Source organism: Allosaccharopolyspora coralli (genome assembly GCF_009664835.1).
Classification (GTDB): Bacteria; Actinomycetota; Actinomycetes; order Mycobacteriales; family Pseudonocardiaceae; genus Allosaccharopolyspora; species Allosaccharopolyspora coralli.
Genome location: NZ_CP045929.1, coordinates 1,622,082 through 1,645,647 on the forward strand (window position 1 = coordinate 1,622,082; position 23,566 = coordinate 1,645,647).

Sequence of the window (23,566 nt, forward strand, 5' to 3'; positions counted from 1 at the left end):
GCGGGACTTTCGGGGCGTCAGGGAGGCAGCGGAACAGTGCTGTACTGGGTCATGAAGCACCTCTTGCTCGGTCCCGTCATGAAGCTGTTCTGCAGACCGGCTGTCGAGGGCCACGAGCACGTGCCCGACGAGGGAGCCGCGATCCTGGTGAGCAACCACGTGGCGGTCGCCGATTCGTTCTTCATGCCGTTGATGATGAAGCGGCGGGTCACGTTCCTGGCCAAGCGCGAGTACTTCACCGGAACCGGTCTCAAGGGCCGCTTCAAGCGCTACTTCTTCTCCGGGGTCGGTCAGGTCCCCATCGATCGCTCCAGCGGTGCCGCTGCGCAGGCCGCGCTCGACACCGGCGTCCGGCTTCTCTCCGAGGGCAGGCTGCTCGGTGTCTATCCGGAGGGAACGCGTTCCCCGGACGGCAGGCTCTACAAGGGAAAGACCGGCGTCGCGCGCATGGCGCTGGAGTCCGGAGTCCCGGTGATCCCGATCGCCATGTTCGGCACGAACAAGGTCAACCCCATCGGCTCGAAGATGTGGTATCCGCACAAGGTCGAGGTCAAGGTCGGGGAGCCGTTGGACTTCTCACGGTACGAGGGATTGGCCGGGGACCGGTTCGTCGAACGTTCGATCACCGACGAGATCATGTACGCGCTCATGGAGCTGTCCGGTCAGGAGTACGTCGACATCTACGCTGCGAAGGCCAAGGACGACCTGGCCGCGCAGGGCAAACACATCGCGGGTTGGGAAGTCGACGGCAACCAGAAGGACGACGACGCGCGCACCTCCGGCGGCCGGGTACCCCAGACACGTGCCGGTTGAGGTGCCGTCGGGCAGCCGTCGGCCGGGCACTCTCGACCGTCTAGGGTTGGCCGGTGCGGTTCTTCTACGATTGCGAGTTCATCGAGGACGGCCGGACCATCGACCTGGTGTCGATCGGTGTCGTCGACGAACACGGGCGCGAGTTCTACGCGGTCTCGACCGAGTTCGACGAGAGCAAAGCCGGTCAGTGGGTGCGCAGGAACGTCCTTCCTCAGCTGCCGCCGCCGTCGGACTCGCGGTGGATGTCCCGGTCGCGGATTCGTGACGCGCTCTACGAGTTCCTGACCGCGGATGACGGTGACGTCCAGCTGTGGGCGTGGATCTCCGCCTACGACCACGTCGCGTTCGCCCAACTCTGGGGGGCGATGCCCGCGTTGCCGTCGAAGCTACCGAAGCTCACCCGCGACCTGCGGCAACGGTGGGAGGACGCGGGGAAGCCGACGTTGCCGTCGCCGCCTGCCGACGCGCACGACGCGCTCGCGGACGCGCGCCACAACCTCGTGAAGTGGAACGTGATCCAGGAGGAACTCGGCAAGCGTGGCGGCCCGGTGCACTGAGAACCTATGAGATGCGGGGATTGATTGGCGTGGGTGGTTCCGTGGCGGAACCTCAGCGCCCTCTCGCTGCGGGAACGCTTTCTTGAGTAGCGACCTAGGCGGCGAAAATCGTGTCCTCGCGAGGAGAGCGCTGAGAACCGGCGGGTGGCTGGTGTACTAGGCGGTGGAAACTGCCTACGCAGTGTGCCTGACCGCGACTCTCATTCCGCGCGACCGCTGACGCTTGCTGCACCGATCCAGCCCGTGCCAGAGTGGCACCGATCACAGTGGCGAGTACGAGCGGAGGCGGCATGCGGATCGGAGTCCTCACCGGGGGTGGCGACTGCCCGGGACTCAATGCGGTGATCCGGGCGATCACACGCAAAGGCGTCGAGACCCACGGCCACGAGATCGTCGGATTCCGCAGCGGGTGGCGCGGCTCGATGGAAGGACTCAGCCGGCCGCTCGGGGTCGACGACGTCGAGGACGTCCTGGACCGGGGCGGCACGATCCTGGGCTCCTCCCGCACCAATCCGCACGGCGAGGCCGACGGAGTCGCGCGGGTGCAGGCGACGCTCGCCGAGCAAGGCATCGACGCTCTCGTGGCCATCGGCGGTGAGGACACCCTCGGGGTGGCGCAGCGGCTGCACACTGCAGGCGTGCCCGTGGTGGGTGTGCCCAAGACCATCGACAACGACCTCGACGCCACCGACTACACGTTCGGCTTCGACACCGCCGTGCACATCGCGACCGAGGCCATCGACCGGCTGCGCTCGACGGCCGAGTCGCATCATCGGGCGCTGGTCGTCGAGGTGATGGGCCGCCACGCGGGCTGGATCGCACTGCATTCGGGACTGGCGGGTGGCGCGAACGTCATTCTCGGGCCGGAGAAGCCGTTCAGCGTGGACCAGGTCTGCGAGTGGGTGCAGCGACGGTTCGAGCGGCAGAACGCGCCGATCATCGTCGTCGCCGAGGGAGCGGTTCCCGAGGGTGGCGGCGAGATGTTGCAGACCGGGGAACGGGATGCGTTCGGGCACGTGCGTCTCGGCGGTGTCGGAACCTGGCTCGCGGACAGGATCGCGCAGCGCACCGGTGAGGAGTCGCGTGCCGTCGTGCTCGGCCACGTGCAGCGGGGTGGCACGCCGACCGCCGCCGACCGGGTTCTGGCGACCCGGTTCGGCCTGCACGCGCTGGACGCGGTCACCGACGGCGACGTCGGGACGATGGTCGCGTTGCGAGGCACCGACATCGTGCGGGTGCCGTTGGCGGCGGCCACGGCGGCGTTGAAGACGGTTCCCTTGCAGCGGTACGAAGAGGCCGAAGTCCTGTTCGGTTGAGGGCGGGGAGTGATCTGCGTGAGGTGGCGACGCGAGAAATCGACCCCGCAGCGAAGGTTCCGCCGCCCGACCCGCCGAGCAAGACCTCCGGAGGAGTTCTCAGCTCGGAACGGACTCGATCCAGTGGATGTCTCGGCTGGTGGGAGACGCCCTCCCGATGGATGGGCGACCTGCGCCACGGCCTACCCTGGACGGTGTGAGCGCGAACTGGACCGTCGACGTTCCTGTCGACACCCTTCCCGAACTCCCCCCGCTACCGCAGGATCTGCGCACTCGGCTCGACGACGCCCTCGCGCGGCCCGCCGCGCAGCAGCCGACGTGGCCCGAGGATCAGGTTCGCAGCGTGCGGACGGTCCTGGAGAGCGTGCCGCCGGTGACGGTGCCTTCCGAGGTGTTGCGACTGCGTGAGCACCTGGCCGCCGTGGCGCACGGCGAGGCGTTTCTGCTCCAGGGCGGGGACTGCGCGGAGACGTTCGCCGACAACACCGAGCCGCACATCCGAGCGAGCATTCGCACGTTGTTGCAAATGGCGGTGGTGCTGACCTACGGCGCCAGCATGCCGGTCGTCAAACTCGGCCGGATCGCCGGACAGTACGCCAAGCCCCGGTCCAGCGAACTGGACGCGCTCGGGCTGCCGTCGTACCGCGGTGACATGGTCAACTCCCTCGTGGCGACCGAGCAATCCCGGGCGCACGACCCGTCGCGGCTCATCCGCGCCTACGCGAACGCGAGCGCGACGATGAATCTCTCGCGCGCGCTGACCAGCGCGGGTATGGCGGCGTTGGCGAAGGTTCACGACTGGAACAAGGACTTCGTCCTCAACTCGCCGGCGGGGGAGCGCTACGAGTCGGTGGCCGCCGAGATCGACCGCGGCCTGCGGTTCATGTCCGCGTGCGGTGTCGACGACTCCAGCCTGCACTCGGTCGAGTTCTACGCCTCGCACGAGGCGCTCGTGCTCGACTACGAGCGCGCGATGCTGCGGTTGGACATGTCCGGCGACCAGCCGAGGCTGTTCGACCTCTCCGGCCACTACCTGTGGATCGGGGAGCGCACGCGACAGCTCGACGGCGCGCACATCGCGTTCGCCGAACTGCTGTCCAACCCGATCGGTGTGAAGATCGGGCCGTCGACCACCCCGGAGAAGGCGGTCGAGTACGTCGAGCGGCTCGACCCGAACAACGAGCCAGGGCGCCTCACGCTGATCGCGCGGATGGGCAACGGCAAGGTGCGCGAGGTACTGCCGTCGATCGTGGAGAAGGTCGAGGCCTCGGGGCACAAGGTCATCTGGCAGTGCGACCCGATGCACGGCAACACCCACGAGGCATCGACGGGGTACAAGACCCGGCACTTCGACCGGGTCGTGGACGAGGTGCAGGGCTTCTTCGAGGTGCACCACCACCTCGGGACACACCCCGGTGGCATTCACATCGAACTGACCGGTGAGGACGTCACGGAGTGCCTCGGCGGCGCCCAGGACATCTCCGACACCGACCTCTCCGGCCGGTACGAGACCGCGTGTGACCCGCGGTTGAACACCCAGCAATCCTTGGAGCTCGCGTTCCTCGTCGCCGAGATGCTGCGGACCTGAGCCGACCGACGCCCCAGCACACCCCCGTGCCATCGGCGCGGGGGTGTGCTTTATTCGCACCAGAAACGGGTGGCGACGTGCTGTGTGCGACGCGGTTCGAAGTTCACCCGAGTGGGTCGGACCGGAGTCCGTGGCGGTCGATCTCGATGCCTCTGACGCTGTGTGCTGGGGGTATTCCGTCCACGTTGCGCTACCGGGGCAGGGGTGGCGCTAGCGTGCCGCGTTTGCTATGACCCCCCCGTCCGGTGATCGGCCCCGGGTACCGCGATGCGGTGCGTCGGTAGTGTCGGCGCCGGAGTCGAACCCGGCATCCGAGGGACCGGTTCGCTCCGAGGGAAGCGTCCGGCATGGGGGTCCGGACGGTTCCGATCCGGACGAACACCGCTGAAAGGGGATCACGCTGTGTCCGTTGCCTCCGAGGAAATCCTGCGACCCGTCAGCCTGGTCCAGGACGAGCCCGACGTCACCGTGCCTGCGCCACGTGGAGTCGCCGTCGAAGAGACCACGCCGGAGCGGTCGTCACGGTGCAGTGTCACCGTGGCCCATCCGACTCCGGGCGCGGCTGTGCTTCAGGTCGGCGGGGAACTCGTGCAGGACGACGTGTGGCCGTTCAAACGAGCCATCCTCGACGAGGTTCGGACGGACGTGCACACGGTGATCGTCGACCTCAACGAGGTCGCGTTCCTCGACGTGACCGCGTTGCACACGCTCAGCGCGGCGAAACAGTGCGCCAAGTTGAACCGCACCGAACTGCTGCTGGTCACGGAGAACAATCCGGCCGTGCTGCGGGCGCTGCGTGCCGGCAGGGTCGCGGCAGCCTCACTTCTCGAGGATCAGCGCACGGTCTGATCCGGCGTCGTGTCGACGGGCGTTTCCCGCGCCCGTTCGACACTCAGGAATCGACTGACGTTCAACGGGTCGAAACGAATGAGCGAAAGCCCCGCGAGCACCGCCAGCGCCACGCTCGCTGCCATGAACGGCCAGTTGTACAACGCGACCTCGCCGTCCGGGTAGTAGGCGAGCACGAGCACGACCGAGGCACCGACCACGAAGGTGAGTGCCCGCCTGCCCCACGGCAGCGCGGCGGCCAGGGCGAGACCCCACGTGAGGTACCAGGGGAACATCGTGGGCGAGAGCAGGGCACCGAACGCGAGCACGATGGCCGCACGGCGAATGGTGTCCGGACCGCCGTGGCGTGCGTGCCACCAGTGCCAGCCGATGATGCCCACCAGGGCGACCGCCCCGATCACCCGGCCTGCCTGGATGAACGGCCAGCCCGGCACGTCGTCGGCGAACAGCGACGCGACCGAGTGCGCGGCCTGCCCGAGCCCGGTCGGTGCGGACAGATAGTTCACGAACATGCCTGGTGCCGACAAAGCCGAGATCCACCCGAAGCCGACCTTCGCCAGCAGCATGCAGGCGCCGAATACTCCGACGAACACGCCGAGCGACGGCACGACCGCGCGCAGGAACCGCTGCCACAGCGGGCCCGTCAGGTGCGAGGCCCAGACCCAGACCAGGAACGGGAGCGCGAGTGCGGCGGTGGCCTTGATTCCCATCGCCATCGTCACCAGCGCGATGCCCCACAGGTAGCGACCGTCGAGTACAAGCAGCGTCCCCACCGCGAGGAAGCCGATCATGAGCATGTCGTTGTGCGGCCCGCCGATGAGGTGCACGACGGTCATCGGGCTCGCCGCCGCCAGCCACAACGCGACGGGGAGCTTGCCGCCGAGGTGGTGGACCAGACCGGGAAGGCTCAGCACCAGCATCACCAGCCCGCCCAGCAGCACCAGGCGCATCGCGATGACGCTGGAGATCATGCCGTCGCCCGCGACGAGGATCACGCCTTTGGAGATACCGATGAACAGCGGGCCGTACGGTGCGGGGGTGGTCTGCCAGAACCAGTGCACGTTGTCCGGGATCGGTCCGGTCAGCGCGGCCGGGCCGATCGCGTACGGGTCGAGTCCGTAGAGCGCGAGCAGCCCCTGCCCGAGGTAGCTGTAGACGTCGCGGGTGAACAGCGGAGGGGCGATCAGCAGTGGCGTGATCCAGACCGTGGTCGCCAGCAGCACACCGCGTGACTGCACCAACCCCGCGAGCACTCCACGACCGAGACGGACCCAGGCCCACACGAGCAGGCCGAATCCGACGTAGACGACCGCTCCGGAGAGATCCTTGCCGTGGCCGTAGCGCATCGCTGAGAGTGGTCCGGAGGACAGCACCGGATCGTGCACCAGCACTCCGGCGGCACCGATGGACCCGAGGAGCAACAACACCGATCCGACGGCGCCCAGCACGATGGTGCGCAACGGCAGCGGTCCGTGCGGACCGCTGTTCACTTCGGCCGAGGCCGCGCGGCCGAGCCGCGTCAGAGCCTGGGGCCTCAGAACGGGAGTTTCGGGCATCGTCTTGACATAGTCCCACAGTGATCCCGGGAGCCTGCGCACTACCACGGACACGCCGGAGTCGATCATGGGGGCCTGGCTCGACGCGACGTTCGATCCGAAGTGAAAGCGCAGGTCGGAGTCGTCCTACGTCGATCGCGCGAGGTGTCGTCCCGAGCCCGCGCGAACCTGTCCACGCACCCTGGCTCCCGAAGTGCGCGGGTTCGATCAGAACGAGTTGACGCGCACCGTCGACCGTGGCTCCACCTTCGTTCCGGAGAAGGGGAACTGTCCGAGCACCACGCTGTTCGGACGATCGAAGAACGACTGCACCTCGAGGTTGAGCCCCAGCTCGGCGACCTGGCGCCGAGCCTCCTCGACGGGGACGCCCATCAGGGACGGCACGGTCACCGCGTTCGACAGCGTGACCCCGACACGTGGTCTGCCCTCCAGCAGGACTTCCGTGCCCGCGGCGGGTTCGGTGCTGATCACGTGGTTGTTCTCGACGTCGCCGGAGAACTCCTGCCCGGCCTCGAACGGCGCGAAACCGGCTTCGGTGAGTGTGGCGAATGCCTGCTCGCGGCTCATGCTCGACACGTCGGGGACAGGGACCGGCGGCGGCCCCCGACTCAGGATGAGCGTCACCGGCGCGTTGAGTGGCAGTTCCGTCCCCGGGCCGGGATCCACCAAGAGCACCCTGCCTTCGGGCACGGTCGTGCTGTACTGATCGCGCTCGCCGTCGGTCTGGGGCGTGAGCTTGGCGTCCCGCAACGCGCGTTCGGCCTCGCCGACCTCGGTGCCTTCGGTGATCTCGGGCACCGTCGGCTTGCCGAGCGAGACGACGAGCTCCACCTCGGAACCGCCTGCCACGTCCGAGCCCTGCTGCGGCGACGAACTGATCACGACACCTGCGGGGATCGTGTCGTGATGCTCCCGGACGACGGTCGAGCTCAGTTCGGCGCCCGCGAGCGTCTGCTCGGCGACCTCCTGAGTCTGGCCCGTCACGTCCGGGACGGCGACGTAGCGACCGGAACCCAGCCACCACGCGGTCCCCCCGATGAGCACCGCCAACCCGAGCACGACGATGCTCCACAGCGCGAAGGTGCGCCTGCTCCGCTGTCGACGGCTCTGCTCGCTTTCCGGCTCCCGCAGCGCGCGGAGCCCGGCGTCCAGCGGCGTGTCCGGCTCGTCGGGAACGGGCTCCTGCCGTGCGAGAGCCATCGTGCCTTGCGGGCCCCCGGCCGAGTACGGCGCGGTCGCGGCGCCGACCGCGGCGAAGCGATCCGTCGGCGGGTCGTCCGTCGCGATCAGCGAGGTCTCCTGCTCGGTCCACGGTATCGGTACCGCGACCGGGGCGATGCCGAGATGACCGCGTACGCGACGAAGTTCCTCGAGGAACGCCGCCGCGCCTTCCGGCCGGGCGGAAGTGTCGCGTCGAGTGGCGCGCAACACGAGATCGTCGGTCGCGGGTGCGAGCTCCGGAACCTTCTCGCTCGGCGGCGGGACCTCGTTGTTCACGTGCTGATAGGCCACCGACAGGGCGGTGTCGCCCTCGTACGGCGGAGCGCCGGTGAGCATCTCGTAGAACACCACGCCCGCGGCGTAGACGTCACTGCGTGCATCCGCCGCGCCGGTGGTCACCTGCTCCGGCGAGAGGTAGGCCACAGTCCCGAGGATGACGTTGCCGGAGGTCGCGTTGCTCGATGCGGCCGCGCGGACGAGCCCGAAGTCGGCTACCCGCACGGTGCCGTCCTTGCCGATGAGGACGTTCTCCGGCTTGATGTCGCGGTGGACCATGCCCGCCTGGTGGGCGGCGGCGAGCGCGGCTAGCACGCTTTCCATCACCGTGACCGCCATCGGCAGCGGCAGTGTTCCTTCCTGGTGGATCAGGTCGCGCAGAGTCGCGCCCTCGACCAGTTGCATCACCAGGAACACGTGCTCGCCGTCGGCGGCGGTGTCGACCCCCTGGTCGTAGACGGCGACGACGTTCGGGTGGTGCAGCTTGGCCGCCGCGCGTGCCTCGCCCTCGAAGCGTTCGGTGAAGGCCCGGTCGCCCGAGTACTGGCTGTCCATCACCTTGATCGCGACCGGCCGGTCGAGCCGGGTGTCCAGCCCGCGGTACACGGTCGACATACCGCCCCGCGCGATGAGCGAGTCCACCCGGTAACGACGCTCCAGCATCGCGCCCAGCAGTGGTGCGCTACGCCCCCGTGGCCCGGAGTCCATCAGATGCCTGCCCCGGAGTTCCCGTGTCGCTGCGCGCCGCGGTACGGCGCACGCCCGCCGGGGCCGAGTCCCGGGCGGGCCCCCTGCGTGGGGCAGCGGCGAGGTGGCGCGTCGCGTCGCGGCGCGTCGAGGCAGTGCGTGCTCACACCTCGATCGTAGAGACGGGTCGGGAGCGAACGGCTCGGTGGTGTCGGGGTGCGGCGTTCGACCATGGAATGTGGCATCGTGTCGGGCGTGAGTGCGATCCCCAACGCCCCGGATGTGCTCGAGCCCGACGTAGAGGTGATCCCGCTGCCCGATGTCGCGGAGCGACTCGGGTTGCCGGTGACCCGGGTCCATCAGCTCATCCGCGACGGCCACCTCATGGCTCTGCGCAGGGACAAGATCCTCAGCGTCCCGGATGTCTTTCTCGCAGGCGACGCCGTGGTCAAAGGCCTCGGCGGCACGATCACGCTGCTGCGCGACAACGGTTTCAGCGAGGACGAGATCCTGCGGTGGCTGTTCACCACCGACGACTCGCTGCCCGGGACCCCGATCGACGCGTTGCGTGGCGATCGGGGGCGGGAGGTCAAACGCCGCGCGCAGGCCATGGGGTTCTGACGTCTCGAGGTGAATTCGACGCTTCGGCCCACGCCGTGATGTGAACGTGATGCACGCGGCGGATCAACGTGAGATGAAACTCCGCCGATCACGGATGCATCACGATGATCGTCACTGTGAGACTGTCCCCGAAAGGGGGACGAGTCTCGATGCATCAGGCGATGGCGGCGCACGGCGGAATCGTTCCGCTGCTGGGTTTCGCCGTTCCGCTCGTGGTTCTCCTGGCCGTGCTGGGCGCCGTCGTCCGAGGGTGCTGGTTGCGTCCGACGCCCGCGATTCGGCTCTCGGCGCTCGACGCCGCGTTGGTCCTGTCGGTGATCGCGGTGACGCATCTCGTGTGGGGTGCGCGCACGCCGGTCGCACCGACCGAGGTGCGTGTCGTGCCGGGCAGTGACCTGCTCGTGGCCGTGCAGGCCGAGCCGGGTGCGATCTGGCCCTGGATCCAGCTGCTCGGGAACCTGTTCCTGCTGTTCACGGTGGGCTTCGTGGCTCCGATGCGCTGTCGGTGGTTGCGCGATCCGCGCCGCGTCGCGGTCGGGGCCGCAGTGGCGGCGTGCGTGATCGAGACGGTGCAGTACGTGGCGTTGACCGGGCGAGTCGTCTCCGCGGACGATGTACTGCTCAACACCTCGGGTGCGGTGCTCGGTGCCTGCTGCGCTCGACCGTGGTGGTCGGCGCCGACGCAGCGGGAATCATCCGGGGAATGCACACGGCAGGAAGCAGGAGTGAATTCGACGTCCGCGATTTCTGCGGCGACGAAGAATCGCAGTGGATCGTCGGCGATTCAACCGGTCACTCGTCGCGCGGCGAGTTTTCCCGACAACAGGACGGTCGGGACTCCGACACCGGGAGTCGTGCCCGAACCCGCGAGTACCACGTTGTCGTATCCGCGCACGAGGTTGCGTGGGCGGAACGGCCCGGTCTGGGCGAAAGTGTGCGCAGCCGAGAACGGTGTCCCCGCCGCGTGCCCCGACGAGGCCCAGTCCGGCGGCGTGACCAGGCGTTGCACCTCGACCGAGTCGGCGAAACCGGTGAAGCCACGGCGTTCGAGTACCCCGAACAGCTCGTCCCGGTAGGCGGGACCCATCGACGACCAGTCGAGCGTGCCGGTGTCCAGGTTCGGGCAGGGCGCCAGCACGTAGTGCAGTTCCCGGTCGCGCGGCGCGAGCGCCGGGTCGGTCGCGGTGGGACGGCTGATCAACAGCGACGGGTCGCTCATCAGCCGTCCTCGCTGAATGATCTCGGTGAAGGTGTCGCGCCACGCGGCTCCGAACGAGATCGTGTGATGCGCGGTGCCCGGCCAGCTACGTGTCGTCCCCGCGTGGATCACCACAGCGGACGGAGACCATCGCAGGGGCCGTGGTCGTCGCCGCTCCGCTCCGAGCAGCCGGTCGACCACCGGAAGGTCGGGGGTGAGGACCACCGCGTCGGAGGTGATCGTTTCGCCAGAGCGGGTGTGCACGGTCGTGACCCGGTTGCCGGACCGTTCCAGCCGGTCGACGGTCTCGCCGAACCGGAACGTCACGCCCGCGTCGGCGGCAGCGGCGGCCATCGCGCGTGGCACGGAGTGCATGCCGCCCGCGGGGAACCACACCCCGTTGACGGTGTCCATGTACGAGATCACCCCGTACAGCGCCAGCGCTCGCCGCGGATCGAGACCCGCGTACAACGCCTGGAACGAGAACACCCGGCGCAGACGCTCGTCGTGCAGGAATCGGCCGATCGCGGGCCCGAGTCGTCCGAACCCGCCCATGACCAGCAGTCGCGCGAGTTCCGGACGCACCAGGTCCAGCGGCGAGTCGAAGTTCGCGTCGATGAACCGACCGAGCTCGCAGCGGTACAGGTCGGTCAACCACCGCCGGAGCCTGCGGTAGCCGTCCGCCTCGGACGGACCGGCGAAGGCGCGGATCTCGTGTTCCATCGCGTCCGCGTCGGTGTGCACGTCCAGTGTCGACCCGTCCGCGAACGACGCGCGATAGGCGGGCGTGAGAGCACGCAGCTCGAGCCGCGTGTCGAGTGAGTCGCCGACCGCGGCGAACGCTTCGTCCAGCAGTTCCGGCATCGTGAGCACGGTCGGGCCGGTGTCGACGCGGTATCCGTCGAGTTCCAGGAGCCCCGCACGGCCACCCGGCGTGTGCTCACGCTCGACGACGGTCACCTGCCGTCCGGCTCCCGCGAGATGCAGCGCGGCGGCGAGGCCGGACAGGCCCGCCCCGACGACCACGACACGATCGGTGGCGCCGCCGACGACCCGCATCAGCGCGTCCGGTCGGTGACGGCGATCGCCAGGTCCGCGAGCGTTCCCGCCGCGGGCTCGGGGATCGCCACCGAGTCGAGTGCCCGTCCGGCGCGGCCCGTCAGCTGCTCGATGCGCTCCTCGACAGCGCGTACCGCGCCGAGGTCGTGGAGTACGCCGCGGACGGTCTCGACTCGTGCCGGGTCGAGTTCCGGGTCGCCGAGGCAGGAACGCAGCAGGTCCAGCGCGTCGTCGTCGCCCCGACTCCGCGCGGTTTCGAACGCCTCGGCCATGAGCAGCGTCCGCTTGCCTTCCCGAAGGTCGTCACCGGCGGGCTTGCCGGTGACGTCCGGGTCGCCGAAGACACCGAGCAAGTCGTCGCGCAGCTGGAACGCCACTCCGATCTCGGAACCGAACTCGCGCAACGCAGTGGTGACCGAGTCGTCCGCGTCCGCGATCGCGGCGCCGAGCTCCAGCGGTCGCCGCACCGTGTAGGAGGCGGACTTCAGTTCGTCGATACGCAACGCCGCCGCCGTCGACTCGTCACCCCGGGCCTGACCGAGCACGTCGAGGTACTGCCCGGCAAGGACCTCGGTCCGCATGGCGCGCCACGCAGGCAACGCTCGCTGCAACGCGTCCGAAGCCACCCCCGCCGTGTGCAGCAGGTCGTCCGCCCAGGTCAGTGCCAGGTCTCCGAGGAGGATCGCCGCAGCGGCCCCGAACTGGTCGGCATCGCCCCGCCAGTTCCGTTCGCGGTGTGTCCGGCCGAAGCGGACGTGGATCGTCGGTTTCCCGCGTCGTGTGGCCGAGGCGTCGATGAGGTCGTCGTGCACGAGCGCACACGCCTGGATCAGTTCGAGCGCGCTCGCCGCGCGCACCATGGCCTCGGCGGCCGGGCCGGAGTGCGCGCCACCGCCTGCGCGCCAACCCCACCAGGCGAAAGTGGGGCGCAGTCGCTTGCCACCGTCGAGGATGAACCGCGCGAGTGCCTCGGCGGCCTCGGCGACCGCGACGTCGAGTTCGCGGCAATCCGCGAGCCGCTGCTCGAGGTAGCCCTCGAGCGCTCGATGCACGTGCTCGGGCAGGTCGGTGTCGGTGCTCGCCACCGGGTGATGTGTGCGCACGCGTCCATCCTGCGTGAGGCCGGCCGTGCGTCGCAGGACGGGTCGGCCAGAGGGGTGCGCGGGTTGATCTGCGTGGGTGGTTACGTCGCGGAACCGCACCTCGCGGCTGGGTACGGGAGCCGCCCTCGGGGCACGCCCGGGCCCCCGGCGCGAGCGATCGTCACGGTCATGCCCGCTGCGGGATCTCCCGCTGCTGTCGCGCGTGCGCGAGCAGCGCCATCACCCCGACGGCCGCCGCGACGAGGAACGTTCCCCCGCCGAGTAGCAGTGTCCACCCGATCCAACTCTGATCCTGCGAACCCGAGTACTGGAACGTCGCGGTGATCGGGGTGACCTCGCCCACCTCCGGTTCCCATGTGATCAGCCCGGCACTTTCCTGCCCGTCGGTGGTGGTGACGTCTCCGGGCGCGCTCACCTCGATCGTGACCGTCGAGTCCGTGTCGGCCAGCGGGGTCAGGTCGACCTCGCCGTCGAGGTTCACCAGCGATCCGGTGCGGGACAGTTCCAGCCGGTACCGACTGTCGTCGTTGCTCATCGACTCGGCGAGCTGTTCCAACTCGGTGAAGGTGAGCTCCTCGAAGGACAACCGCGACCCGGAACGATCCCCGTCGCGGTACGGCTCCGAACGGACCTTGTCCTCGAACCCGTCGGGAACGGCCAGCTGAAAACCGCGAGCGTCGACCGGCGTCGGGGTGACGGCCACGATCTCACCGGAGACGAGATCGTTCTCGGTGATCGTCATGGTGGTTCGCGCGTCCAGGCACCCCGACGTGAGCACGCCGGCCAACACGATCACCAGTACCGCCGCCGCCAGCGACCGCGCCGACCTCGGCTTTCCCGGCCGCTCGCCCCGGGCCGGGCGTCGTTCGCGCCCTGATTCCGTCACATCCCGGATCGTGCCACCGGCGTGGATTCCTCGCCGGAGATGCGAGATCCGACGATCAGCGCTACGTCGCTCGAAAACCGCTCGTGCGGCGCGATAACGTCACGACATGTCTTCCGAGCACCAGGGTGTGCACCAGATCTGTGACCGCTACGTCGAGGACTACGCCGCCCTCGACCCGATCGCCGCGACCTACCTCGGGATCCCGGGCGGCGACCATCTCGTGACCGACTACTCGCCCGACGGTCGGCGCACGCGCACCGAGCTGGCGCGAACCGCGTGGAAAGACGTGCGCGCCGCCGTTCCGGCCGACGAATCGGAGCGGGTGGCGCAGGCGGTCTTCCTGGAACGCGTGGGGATCGACCTGGAACTCGCCGACGCGGGGGAGGACATGGCCCAGCTCAACGTCATCGCCTCTCCGGTTCAGGACCTGCGGCAGGTGTTCGACCTGATGCCCGCCGAGACCCCCGAGCATTGGCGCACCATCGCGCGACGGCTCGAGAACCTCCCCGGCGGGGCGGACGGCATCGCCGAGTCCCTGCGTGCCGCGGCGGACAACGGGCAGGTCGCCGCTCGGCGTCAGGTCTCGAAGGTCGCCGACCAGTGCGACCGGTGGGCCGGGCGCACGGGCGGGGAGTCGTTCTTCGCCGACATGGTGGCCCGCGCCGACGTCGACGACACCGTGCGGGCCGACCTCGCCTCGTCCGCAGCGAAAGCCGCCGAGGCCTACGCGGGCCTCGCCGACTTTCTGCGCACCGAGCTGCTGCCGAAGGCTCCCGCCAAAGACGCGGTCGGCGAGCGGCGGTACCGGCTGTGGTCCCGGTACTTCACCGGCGCCGCGTTGGATCTGCGCGAGGCATACGAGTGGGGCTGGCGGGAGTTTTCCGCGATCAGGGCCGAGATGGAACGCATTGCCAACGGGGTCAGGCCCGGCGCCACCCTCTCGGAGGCCGCCGCGGTGCTCGACGCCGACGAGCGTTACCGCGTACGCGGTCAGGACGCCTACGCCGCGTGGATGCAGCGGGTTTCCGACGAGGTGCTGGAAGAGGTGCGGGGTAAGCACTTCGCGCTGCCGGACGCCTTGATGACGCTGGAATGCAAGATCGCCCCGCCCGGTGGTGGTGTCGGCGCCTACTACACCGGGCCGAACGACGATTTCACCCGTCCGGGGCGCATGTGGTGGTCGGTGCCGGAGGACAAGGTCGGCTTCCCGACGTGGCGCGAACTCAGCACCGTCTACCACGAAGGGGTGCCCGGACATCATCTTCAGGTCGCCACCGCCGTCTATCAGGCGCAGCAACTGAACAAATACCAGCGGTTGATGACGTTCGTGTCGGGACACGGGGAAGGCTGGGCGCTCTACGCCGAGCAGCTCATGCGCGAGCTGGGCTACTTCGAGGACGAGGGAAACCTGCTCGGCATGCTCAACGACCAGCTGTTCCGCGCCGCCCGCGTGATCGTGGACATCGGGATGCACCTCGAGCTGGAGATCCCCGCTGGCACCGGCTTCCACGAGGGCGAGCAGTGGACGCCTGAGCTCGGGCTCGAGTTCATGCTGACCCGCACCATCACCGACGAGGCGCAGGTCCGGGACGAGATCGACCGCTACCTCGGCTGGCCGGGACAGGCGCCGTCGTACAAGCTCGGCCAACGGCTGTGGCTGGCGGCCCGGCAGGACGCCCGCGACCGCCACGGTGACGCTTTCGACCTCCAGGAGTTCCACCGTCGCTCGCTGGAAATGGGGCCGATGGGGCTGGACACCCTGCGGGAGCAACTCGCACGCCTGTGACAGGGCGTTGGGGAGCTGGGGTAGGTGGTCCGGTACCGCCGCTCCAGTTCGCGCCTCGCGGCGTTGGGGTCCTCGTGAGTACCACGTGTACGCGGCGAGAACCCGCGGATGGTTGGTCTGCATACGTGGTGGAAAACGGTCGACGCCGTGTGCCTGACCGTGGCCGTCACTCCGCGCGACCACTCATCTCGGCCGGTCGGGGTGCCGTCCGGGCCGGCCTCACGACTCCAGCGGCAGCGAACGTCCCAGGACCGCGAATGGCCGCGGATCCCCGGTGAAGCGATAGTCCCGCAGCACGTCCACGAAACCGACCCGGCGGTAGAGCTTCCACGCCCGGGTCGGACCTTCCGGAGTGGACAGCAGGACGGACGTGCCTGGCGCCCCTTCCAGCAGACGGCGCAGCAGCGCCTCTCCGAGCCCGCCGCCCTGACTGTCGGGATGCACGTGCAGCTCGGTCAGTTCGAAGTAGTCGGTCATCCAGTTCTCCACCGCCGCCGCGTCGCCCGCGGCGAGCAGCCCGCGCCGCACCTGCTCGTGCCACCACTGACCGCTTGCGCCCAGGTAGCCGTACCCGACGCCCACGAGTTCGTCGGCGCTGTTGAGCGCACCGACGGATCGCCATCCCGGCCGCAGGACGTGGGCCGACCACATCGGCGCCCGGTGCGCAGACGTGCCCGCCGGATAGCCCATGGCGGTGATGTAGAGGCCGAGCGCCTCGTCCATGCGCGCGCGGAACTGGTCGGCGCTGAGGTCGACGACACGGTCGTGGCGGGGCGAGGGAGCTGCGGTCACGTGCTCGAACTGTAAAGGGTGCACGGATCGATGTGCGTGGGTGGTTCCGCGGCGGGTTCTCGGCTCGCGGTCGGCTGCGGATCGGCGACATCAAGGAACGCCCGACATCACGCCGCCGCTGTCCTCCACTTCGAGAGTCTCCGTGTGAGAGCCGTGCTGCGGTGAGGCGAGCACCGACGGACGGCGCCATCACGGCAACTCGAACAGGTGAGCTACGTCGACGCGCTTGAGTCCCGTCTCGATCGCCGCTAGTCTGACCTTGTTCGAACAATAGTTCGATAGATCGACACCCGGTCGCGTCCGTCGTGGTGGGGCCACACCACGACGAAACGTCGTCGAGGTCGATCGAGCATCCCGTCCGGCGGCGGGGTGGGGGAAGCGCCCCGCCGCCGGACGGTCGCCGGCTTCCCCACGGCTCACCCTCGCGGGCTTGGACGGCCCGCGCCTGACGAGTCAACGAGGAGGAGTCCGATGACGTCGAACGTGTTCATTCCCGGCCCCCGCAGGGAATCCGAGGTTCCACGTGGCCACGGCCGTGTTCCTGCCGAGCCACCCTCGCCGCCAGCGGGAGCGTTCTCGCTCCTGCTCCAGGCGCGGAAGGTGCTCGCTCGTGCCGAACTGGGTGAGACCACGCACGACCGGTACGCGACCGGGTACCTGGCAGCCGTGCGGGCGGCGCACGCGGTGGTTGTGCTCCGTGAACCGGATCAACCGCGATCGCGGCCGATCAGTGTCTGGGCCCTCCTCGGCGGTGCGGCGCCGGAGCTCGGCGACTGGGCGTTGCTGTTCGACGCGTGTTCGGAGCGCCGCGCCGCAGCCGAGGCGGGCGTCGTGCAGGTGACGAGGCACGAGTCGGATTTGATGATGACCAGGGCGCGCGAGTTCGTCGGCCTCGTCGGCCGCAGCCTGACGGTCGTCCGGTGAGGGGTGTGCTCCGCGTCGATCACGGCCGCATGCTCGACCGGCTGGGAATCGAAGTCACCTTGCTCGTCGATGCAGCTCGACACGGTGTACCGGAGGCACGTGTCGGTGGTGCTTCCGGCCGCACCGTCCGGGAATCCGTGCGGCACGTAGGAGACGTGTGCGAGGACGCGTTGTCGTGGCTGGGTGTGGACGAGGACGACGCGGCCCGGTGGGCGAGCGGCGAGGGATCCGACGTCGAGGCGTTGTCCCGGCGGGTAACCGACCGCAGCGCCGACCTGCTCGCCGAACTTCGTCGCCGCCCACCGGACGACCCCTGTCCGACGTGGTGGCCGGGCGATCACACGACCCGGTTCTGGTTGCGGCGTGCGCTGCACGCGGCACTGGTGCACCGGACGGACGTCGAAACGGCCGTGTGGCACGCGCACGCGACCGTCGACGCCGTTCTCGCGCTCGACGGTATCGACGAGGTTCTCCGGGCGTGGCTCGCGCACCGGCTGCACGCACTGGGTGTGGTGCCGCAAAGCACATGGGTGGCGCGGGTTCAGGCGGGGGGCGAGGCATGGCTGGTCTCGGCGGAGGCCTGCGGTATCGGCGTGCATCGTGACGACGCGGGCGGCTCGGTCGACGCGACCCTCTCTGGCACGCCGCAGCACGTCTACCTGTGGTTGTGGGGGCGGCTTCCGGACCGGATGGTCACCACCGCGGGCGACCACCACGTGATCGCTCAACTGTGGAGTCTGCTCCGCATCGCGACCCGGTGACGCTCGTGCCGGCAGCGGATCGCGAGCACATCGGGCAGTCATGCGCGCAAGCGCAGACCCTTCGGCGTCGCGCGGAATCCCGCATCGGTGAGGATCTCCGCCAAGCGGGAGCCGAGTGCCCCCTCGCCGTCGGCTCGTTGCACTGCCAGTGCCCCGAGCCACCCGTCGTGGACAGCCCGGGCGAGCGCTTCCGCACCACGACGCAGCGAGGGCTCGTCTTCGGTGAACGACAGCAACGATTTTCCGCCCCGTTCCACGTACAGCACGAGTGCACCGTCCACCAGAACGACGAGTGCGCCCGCTTTCCGTCCCGGGCGATGCCGTTGTTCGGCCACCGGGCTCGGCCACGCCAGGGCTGCGCCGTACGGCTGTGCGGGATCCGCGGCCGCCAGTACGAGTGCCTGTTCGTCGCTGTCGCGCGGCTCGCCACCGGTGTTGCGCGAGTGCGCTCGCAGGCGATCGATCGCTCCAGGCACGGCGAACTGCGCGCCACCGAGCCCCTCGACGACATATCCGCGCCGGCACCGGCCGGAGTCCTCCATCGTGCGCAACACCTGATACACGGCGGCGAAACCGCCGCTCACCCGCTCGGTGTCGAGGCAACCTCGGGTGAGCACGCCGTGGCGTTCCAGAAACGCCTCAGTTCGGGCGTGGGCCCGTCGGGTCGGATCCGGTGCGGGTTGCGGTGCCGTCGACCAACGTCCGGCGACGGTGGGCGGCCCGGTGCGGCTGGGCATGGACGGGCGGGCGCCACGCAGTCGCGCGTACCGCCCACGCGGACTGCCACGTCGCGCCTTGTGTGCCGCGCGGCCGCCGGACAGCAGCGCGCGCAGCGGGGCCACAGTGTCGTTCGTCGCCACGCCTGCCCACACCAGATCCCAGAGCGCCGCCGTCACGGCCGCATCGTCGGGGACGTGTTCACCCTGTTCGGTGAGCACCGTGCTCGCCCGATCGACCAGCTGACGGAAGAACTGCGCTCCACCCTCCAAAGTGGACATCACAGATCGGTGCAACGGAGAGTCCGCCGAGCCGTCCGCCTCCGGCGGATCCGGAAGCAACAGGTCCGCGAGTTCGGTCGGCACCATCGAGATCCAGCCGTCGCCACCGGCGAGGGCGCCCGAACCCACCCAGCTCACCTCGCCCGTCGAGGTCAACTCGTCGAGCAGTGCTGGCGAGTAGCCGGGCAGGCGCGACGGCAGGATCAGCGATTCCCATGCGCTGGCCGGAATCGGCACGCCCGCCAGCTGTTCCACCACGGCCAGGACGTCGTCAGCGGTCGGCGCCGATCGCGGCCGCGCCCCGATACCGTGCCACGCGGGAAGAAATCGGCCCAGTGCCGACGGTTCGACGGGTTCGACCTCGGCACGAAGCCGGGACAGCGATCCGCGTCGCAGTCGTCGGAGCACTTCGGCGTCGCAGTACTCCAGGGCCTGACCGCCACCCGCGTCGAGCGGTCGGAGCTCACCACGCACGAGTCGCCCGGTGCCCGCCAGGCGATCCAGCACCGAGGTGACCACCGCGACACCGAGGCCGAACCGCCGCGCCGCCTGCTCGGCAGGGAAAGGCCCGTGGCAGCGTGCGTACCGGATGAGCAATTCCGCCAACGGATCCGCGACCGGCTCGGTGAACGTCTCCGGGACACCGACCGGCAGCGCCGCGCCCAACGCATCACGTACCTTTCCGGCGTCTTCGATCGCGATCCACCGCGCTACACCGGCGATCCGCACCTCGATGACTCGCCGTTGGGACCGCAGTTCGTCGAGCCACTCCGGGCGGATCCCGCGCTCGCCGGCCTCTTCGGCGTCGAGGTCACCCAGGAAGCGCAGCACGTCCGCTGCGGTCTCGACGTCCTTTGCCTTGCGCTCCGGCGTGCGTCGTTGCAGCTGCTCTTCGACCTCGGCGACCACGTCGGGGTCGAGCAGGTCCCGCAACGCCTCCGAACCGAGCAGTTCCGCCAGCAGGGTCGAGTCGAGACTCAGCGCCGCGGACCGGCGTTCGGCCAACGGTGCGTCGGTCTCGTAGAGGAACATCCCGATGTAGCCGAACAGCAGGCTCTTCGCGAACGGCGACGGTGTAGGGGTCTGCACCTCGACCACGCGCACCGTCCGCGACCGCACCTGTGTCATGAGTTCGACGAGGCCGGGCACGTCGTAGACGTCCTGCAGGCACTCTCGCATCGCCTCCAGCACGATCGGGAACTGTTCGTACTGCGAAGCCACCGCCAGCAGTTGCGCGGCCCGCTGGCGCTGCTGCCACAGCGGCGACCGGCGCCCCGGATCGCGCCGCGGCAGCAACAACGCTCGCGCCGCGCACTCCCGGAATCGGGCCGCGAACAACGCCGAACCACCCACTTCCGCGGTGACGACCTGCTGGACTTCCTCCGGTGCGAGCAGCACCTCCTCGGCGGTCGGCAGCACCTCCGCCCCGGACTCGTCCACGGCGTCCGCAAGTCGCACCACGATCCCGTCGTCCGACGAGGCGATGTGCGGGTCGATCCCGCGGCGTTCCCGCAGCCGCGCGCCGATCGCCAAGGCCCATGGTGCGTTGACCTGCGCCCCGAACGGGGAATGCACGACCATCCGCCAGTCGCCGAGCTCGTCGCGGAACCGCTCCACGAGGATCGTGCGGTCGTCCGGAACGTGGCGGGTCGACTCCCGTTGTTCGGCCACGTAGGACAGCAGGTTTCCGCGTGCCCATGCGTCCAGACCGACCGACTCCAGTCGTTCGTCGGCCACCGAACGTCCGGCCGCGACCAGTTCCCGGACGAACGCTCCCCAGGCCCGGCCCAGTTCCAGCGGACGTCCCGGGGAGTCGCCCTTCCAGAACGGCATCCGTGCCGGTTGTCCGGGGGCGGGCACCACCACGACCCGGTCGTGGGTGATGTCCTCCACGCGCCAGGACGAGGTGCCCAGCAGGAACGTGTCGCCCACCCGGGACTCGTAGACCATCTCCTCGTCGAGCTCGCCGACCCGCACCCCGCCCGAACGGGACGTCTCGTCCCCACTCGGTGTCACCACGGTGAACAGACCCCGGTCGGGGATGGTCCCGCCGGAAGTCACGGCGAGCCGTTGCGCACCGGGCCGCGTCGTCAGCACGTCGTTGATGCGGTCCCACACGATTCGGGCGCGCAGCTCCCCGAACTCCTCGCTCGGGTAGCGGCCGGCGAGCATGTCCAGCACCGCCTGCAGGGCGGAGTCCGGCAAGCCCGCGAACGGAGCGGCGCGACGCACCACCGTCGCCAAGCGCGACACCGGCCACGAGTCCATCGCCACCATGGCCACGACCTGCTGCGCGAGCACGTCCAACGGGTTGCGCGGGTAGGCGAGCGCTTCGATCAGGCCGGCCGCCATGCGTTCGGAGACCACGGCACAGCTGATGAGGTCACCTCGGAACTTCGGGTACACCACGCCTCGGGAGACCGCGCCGACATGGTGACCGGCGCGCCCGATGCGCTGCATCCCCGACGACACCGTGGGCGGCGCCTCGACCTGGACCACGAGGTCGACCGCCCCCATGTCGATCCCCAGTTCGAGCGAGGACGTCGCGACGACACACGGCAGGTGCCCGGACTTGAGCTCTTCCTCGACCAAGGTGCGCTGGTCCTTCGACATCGAGCCGTGGTGCGCCTTCGCGACCGTGGACGCAGCACCCCCGGTGACCCCGGACTGGCCCACCGCCGCGGCGGGGAAGCGGCCGAGCCCTGCACGCTCGTGCTGGTCGGCCTTGGAATCGACCGCCTCGTCCGGCTCGGTCTCCTGCGCTTCGTCCGCGAGTTCGTTGAGCCCGGACGTGAGGCGCTCGGCGAGCCTTCTGGAGTTCGTGAACACGATCGTCGACCGGTGTTCGCGCACCAGCTCCAAGACTCGTCCCTGTACGGCGGGCCAGATGGAGGTGCGCTGTTCGGCACCTGCGGCGGAGCCTTCGATCTCGCCGGTAGGGGTACCGAGCGAGGCCAGGTCCTCCACGGGGACCTCCACCCGGACCTCGACCTGCTTCGCGCTCGGCGGCTGGACGGTCCGGACGGGTCTGCCGCCGGAGAGCCACGCGCTCACTTCGTCCACCGGCCGGACGGTCGCCGACAAGCCGATGCGTTGGGCCGGCGAGTCCAGCAGTTCGTCCAGTCGTTCCAGTGACAGCGCCAGGTGCGCACCGCGTTTCGTGCCCGCCACTGCGTGCACCTCGTCGACGATGACGGTCTCCACGCCCCGCAACGACTCCCTGGCCGCCGAGGTCAACAGCAGAAACAGCGACTCGGGCGTGGTCACGAGGATGTCCGGCGGCGTTCTCGCGAAGCTGCGCCGCTGATCGGCGGGGGTGTCGCCGGTGCGCATCCCGACGGTGATGTCCGGTGGTGTGTCGCCTGCCCTGCTCGTCGCCTGCCGGATGCCCGCCAGCGGGGACCGAAGATTGCGTTCCACGTCGACTGCGAGCGCCTTCAGCGGCGAGACGTAGAGCACCCGGCAGCGCCGTTTCGGTTCCGATGACTTCGATTGGGTGGCCAGCCGGTCCAGCGCGGACAGGAAAGCCGCGAGTGTCTTTCCCGAGCCGGTCGGAGCGACTACCAACGCGTGTTCGTCGGCGCCGATCGCGTCCCACGCTTGCGCCTGTGCGTCCGTCGGGGCGGCGAAGGCGCCGCGAAACCACTCCTGCGTCGCCGCCCCGAACCTGTTCACGGGATCCGTCACGTCACCATGCTGCCGTATGCCGCCGACAGCGGGCCGTCCAGCGGACGCAGGCGGAACTTCTGCTCGTGATTCACCGTCCTCGCTGGTGCCAGAGAGCGCGGAGCAGCAGAACGATCACGACCAACAGGCCCAGCGACATGACGACCTTGGCCACCGGTCCGGCGCCGGTCGGGTCGCCGCCCTGGGCGAGCGTGGCGAGTGCGGGCAGGTCGAGAAGCACCTGCTGGGCGACTGGCATCACCACACCAGCCTACCGGCGGTCACAGGCCGACTCCGGCGTCGTGCGGCGCGACTGGAGGAGGGTGCGCGGGTGTGGAGCGTGGTCAGGCACATTGCGTCGACTGCTTGCCTGCTGCGTACACCGCCCCGACCACCAACGCAGATCAGCCCGTGCTCCCTCTAAGCTGGTGCCGATGCGCCACACCGTGTTCCGCGATCGCATGGCCACCGAGTTCGGCCGCCTTCGTGCGGAGATGCTCGCTCAGGACCACGTCATGTCCGCCCTCGGTGGACGCACCGTCGATGAGGCACTCGAGGCCGGGATCGACCCCAAGCAGGTCTGGCGCACCTTGTGCGAGGAGTTCGAAGTCCCGTCCGATCGCCGTTGAACCCCGACTGAAGCTCCCCCGGACGGCCGTTGGTGCGGAGGCGGACGTCAGGCGGCGCGTGATCGCGATTCCGTGTTCCCGTGCGGTGTCTGTCGGCATTCGGTGTCGTGCTCCGTGTGCGCCTGACTGGGTGTCGCATGGGCGTGTCTGCGCCGAATCGAACATTCGTTCGGCTATGGTGGTCGTCGTCAGGAACCGAACAGCGCCGCTCTCCCGATGCCACGGACAGGGTGCCGGTGAGGCCGAGTGTCCCGGTCCCCGGAATCGGACTGTCGGTCCC

19 protein-coding genes and 1 pseudogene are annotated in these 23,566 nt (G+C 69.4%); 11 read left to right on the forward strand and 9 right to left on the reverse strand.

From position 1 onward, the window contains the following. Nucleotides 1-36 precede the first annotated feature (36 nt). From GIY23_RS07735 to GIY23_RS07755, 5 genes are all read left to right on the forward strand, one after another. On the forward strand, nucleotides 37-813 hold the full coding sequence (locus GIY23_RS07735; protein ID WP_154076026.1) for a lysophospholipid acyltransferase family protein: 777 nt from the start codon (nucleotides 37-39) through the stop codon (nucleotides 811-813). Between the two features lie 53 nt (nucleotides 814-866). Continuing rightward, a complete protein-coding gene (locus tag GIY23_RS07740; protein ID WP_154076027.1) occupies nucleotides 867-1,370 on the forward strand; it encodes a polyadenylate-specific 3'-exoribonuclease AS in 504 nt (167 codons plus the stop codon). Between the two features lie 290 nt (nucleotides 1,371-1,660). Further along, the gene (locus GIY23_RS07745; RefSeq protein WP_154076028.1) at nucleotides 1,661-2,686 is read left to right on the forward strand and encodes a 6-phosphofructokinase; all 1,026 of its coding nucleotides are present in this window, start codon (nucleotides 1,661-1,663) and stop codon (nucleotides 2,684-2,686) included. A 196-nt stretch (nucleotides 2,687-2,882) separates the two neighbouring features. Next, on the forward strand, nucleotides 2,883-4,274 hold the full coding sequence (locus GIY23_RS07750; RefSeq protein WP_407646839.1) for a class II 3-deoxy-7-phosphoheptulonate synthase: 1,392 nt from the start codon (nucleotides 2,883-2,885) through the stop codon (nucleotides 4,272-4,274). 402 nt (nucleotides 4,275-4,676) lie between these two features. Next, nucleotides 4,677-5,123, forward strand: a complete 447-nt coding sequence (locus GIY23_RS07755; RefSeq protein ID WP_187352061.1) for an STAS domain-containing protein — start codon at nucleotides 4,677-4,679, stop codon at nucleotides 5,121-5,123. On the opposite strand, the gene mptB is transcribed toward GIY23_RS07755, so the two are convergent. From mptB to GIY23_RS07770, 3 genes are all read right to left on the reverse strand, one after another. Further along, nucleotides 5,108-6,748: a polyprenol phosphomannose-dependent alpha 1,6 mannosyltransferase MptB gene (gene mptB, locus GIY23_RS07760; protein ID WP_228717601.1), complete on the reverse strand. Its 1,641-nt coding sequence runs from the start codon at nucleotides 6,746-6,748 to the stop codon at nucleotides 5,108-5,110. The two genes, GIY23_RS07755 and mptB, sit on opposite strands and share 16 nt — an antisense overlap. A gap of 138 nt (nucleotides 6,749-6,886) precedes the next feature. Beyond that, nucleotides 6,887-8,884, reverse strand: a complete 1,998-nt coding sequence (gene pknB, locus GIY23_RS07765) for a Stk1 family PASTA domain-containing Ser/Thr kinase (RefSeq protein ID WP_228717602.1) — start codon at nucleotides 8,882-8,884, stop codon at nucleotides 6,887-6,889. Further along, the gene (locus tag GIY23_RS07770; protein ID WP_154076031.1) at nucleotides 8,884-9,030 is read right to left on the reverse strand and encodes a hypothetical protein; all 147 of its coding nucleotides are present in this window, start codon (nucleotides 9,028-9,030) and stop codon (nucleotides 8,884-8,886) included. Before GIY23_RS07770 ends, pknB begins: the two co-directional genes overlap by 1 nt. Nucleotides 9,031-9,118: 88 nt before the next feature. On the opposite strand from GIY23_RS07770, the gene GIY23_RS07775 reads away from it, so the two are divergent. Further along, complete coding sequence (locus GIY23_RS07775) at nucleotides 9,119-9,484, forward strand: Rv2175c family DNA-binding protein (protein WP_222850261.1); 366 nt, start codon at nucleotides 9,119-9,121, stop codon at nucleotides 9,482-9,484. A 494-nt stretch (nucleotides 9,485-9,978) separates the two neighbouring features. Then, a pseudogene (locus GIY23_RS23380) lies at nucleotides 9,979-10,083 on the forward strand (hypothetical protein); the annotation flags it as partial. Nucleotides 10,084-10,268: 185 nt separating this feature from the next. Here GIY23_RS23380 and crtI read toward each other — a convergent pair. From crtI to GIY23_RS07795, 3 genes are all read right to left on the reverse strand, one after another. After that, entirely contained in the window at nucleotides 10,269-11,741 is a 1,473-nt protein-coding gene (gene crtI / locus GIY23_RS07785) for a phytoene desaturase family protein (protein WP_154076033.1), read from the reverse strand. Next, nucleotides 11,741-12,844: a polyprenyl synthetase family protein gene (locus GIY23_RS07790; RefSeq protein WP_187352062.1), complete on the reverse strand. Its 1,104-nt coding sequence runs from the start codon at nucleotides 12,842-12,844 to the stop codon at nucleotides 11,741-11,743. Before GIY23_RS07790 ends, crtI begins: the two co-directional genes overlap by 1 nt. A 166-nt stretch (nucleotides 12,845-13,010) precedes the next feature. After that, nucleotides 13,011-13,730, reverse strand: coding sequence for a DUF3153 domain-containing protein (locus tag GIY23_RS07795; protein WP_222850262.1), 720 nt, complete (start codon nucleotides 13,728-13,730; stop codon nucleotides 13,011-13,013). A gap of 106 nt (nucleotides 13,731-13,836) precedes the next feature. Between GIY23_RS07795 and GIY23_RS07800 the strand changes: the two genes are divergently transcribed. After that, complete coding sequence (locus GIY23_RS07800) at nucleotides 13,837-15,516, forward strand: DUF885 domain-containing protein (RefSeq protein WP_154076034.1); 1,680 nt, start codon at nucleotides 13,837-13,839, stop codon at nucleotides 15,514-15,516. A gap of 219 nt (nucleotides 15,517-15,735) precedes the next feature. Here the strand turns inward: GIY23_RS07800 and GIY23_RS07805 are convergent, their stop codons facing one another. Beyond that, nucleotides 15,736-16,308 (reverse strand): GNAT family N-acetyltransferase, encoded by a 573-nt coding sequence (locus GIY23_RS07805; RefSeq protein ID WP_154076035.1) that lies wholly within the window; start codon nucleotides 16,306-16,308, stop codon nucleotides 15,736-15,738. A 471-nt stretch (nucleotides 16,309-16,779) separates the two neighbouring features. On the opposite strand from GIY23_RS07805, the gene GIY23_RS07810 reads away from it, so the two are divergent. Both GIY23_RS07810 and GIY23_RS07815 read left to right on the forward strand, forming a co-directional pair. Next, complete coding sequence (locus GIY23_RS07810) at nucleotides 16,780-17,232, forward strand: SAV_6107 family HEPN domain-containing protein (protein WP_187352063.1); 453 nt, start codon at nucleotides 16,780-16,782, stop codon at nucleotides 17,230-17,232. Then, entirely contained in the window at nucleotides 17,229-17,993 is a 765-nt protein-coding gene (locus GIY23_RS07815; protein ID WP_228717603.1) for a maleylpyruvate isomerase N-terminal domain-containing protein, read from the forward strand. Before GIY23_RS07810 ends, GIY23_RS07815 begins: the two co-directional genes overlap by 4 nt. Before the next feature lie 38 nt (nucleotides 17,994-18,031). Here the strand turns inward: GIY23_RS07815 and GIY23_RS07820 are convergent, their stop codons facing one another. Continuing rightward, nucleotides 18,032-22,678: an ATP-dependent helicase gene (locus GIY23_RS07820; RefSeq protein WP_154076036.1), complete on the reverse strand. Its 4,647-nt coding sequence runs from the start codon at nucleotides 22,676-22,678 to the stop codon at nucleotides 18,032-18,034. Between the two features lie 70 nt (nucleotides 22,679-22,748). Further along, complete coding sequence (locus tag GIY23_RS07825) at nucleotides 22,749-22,919, reverse strand: hypothetical protein (RefSeq protein WP_154076037.1); 171 nt, start codon at nucleotides 22,917-22,919, stop codon at nucleotides 22,749-22,751. Nucleotides 22,920-23,091: 172 nt separating this feature from the next. Between GIY23_RS07825 and GIY23_RS07830 the strand changes: the two genes are divergently transcribed. Further along, nucleotides 23,092-23,286 carry a DUF3046 domain-containing protein gene (locus GIY23_RS07830; protein ID WP_154076038.1) on the forward strand — a complete coding sequence of 65 codons (195 nt, stop codon included), beginning with the start codon at nucleotides 23,092-23,094 and terminating at the stop codon, nucleotides 23,284-23,286. The last annotated feature ends 280 nt before the right edge of the window (nucleotides 23,287-23,566 follow it).

Excerpts from the sequence above, each read along its gene's own strand:
- GIY23_RS07800 (WP_154076034.1), top strand. The coding sequence starts at position 13,837 with ATGTCTTCCGAGCACCAGGGTGTGCACCAGATCTGTGACCGCTACGTC.
- mptB (WP_228717601.1), bottom strand. The coding sequence starts at position 6,748 with ATGATCGACTCCGGCGTGTCCGTGGTAGTGCGCAGGCTCCCGGGATCA.
- GIY23_RS07810 (WP_187352063.1), top strand. The coding sequence starts at position 16,780 with ATGACGTCGAACGTGTTCATTCCCGGCCCCCGCAGGGAATCCGAGGTT.
- GIY23_RS07830 (WP_154076038.1), top strand. The coding sequence starts at position 23,092 with ATGCGCCACACCGTGTTCCGCGATCGCATGGCCACCGAGTTCGGCCGC.
- crtI (WP_154076033.1), bottom strand. The coding sequence starts at position 11,741 with ATGCGGGTCGTCGGCGGCGCCACCGATCGTGTCGTGGTCGTCGGGGCG.
- GIY23_RS07745 (WP_154076028.1), top strand. The coding sequence starts at position 1,661 with ATGCGGATCGGAGTCCTCACCGGGGGTGGCGACTGCCCGGGACTCAAT.
- pknB (WP_228717602.1), bottom strand. The coding sequence starts at position 8,884 with ATGGACTCCGGGCCACGGGGGCGTAGCGCACCACTGCTGGGCGCGATG.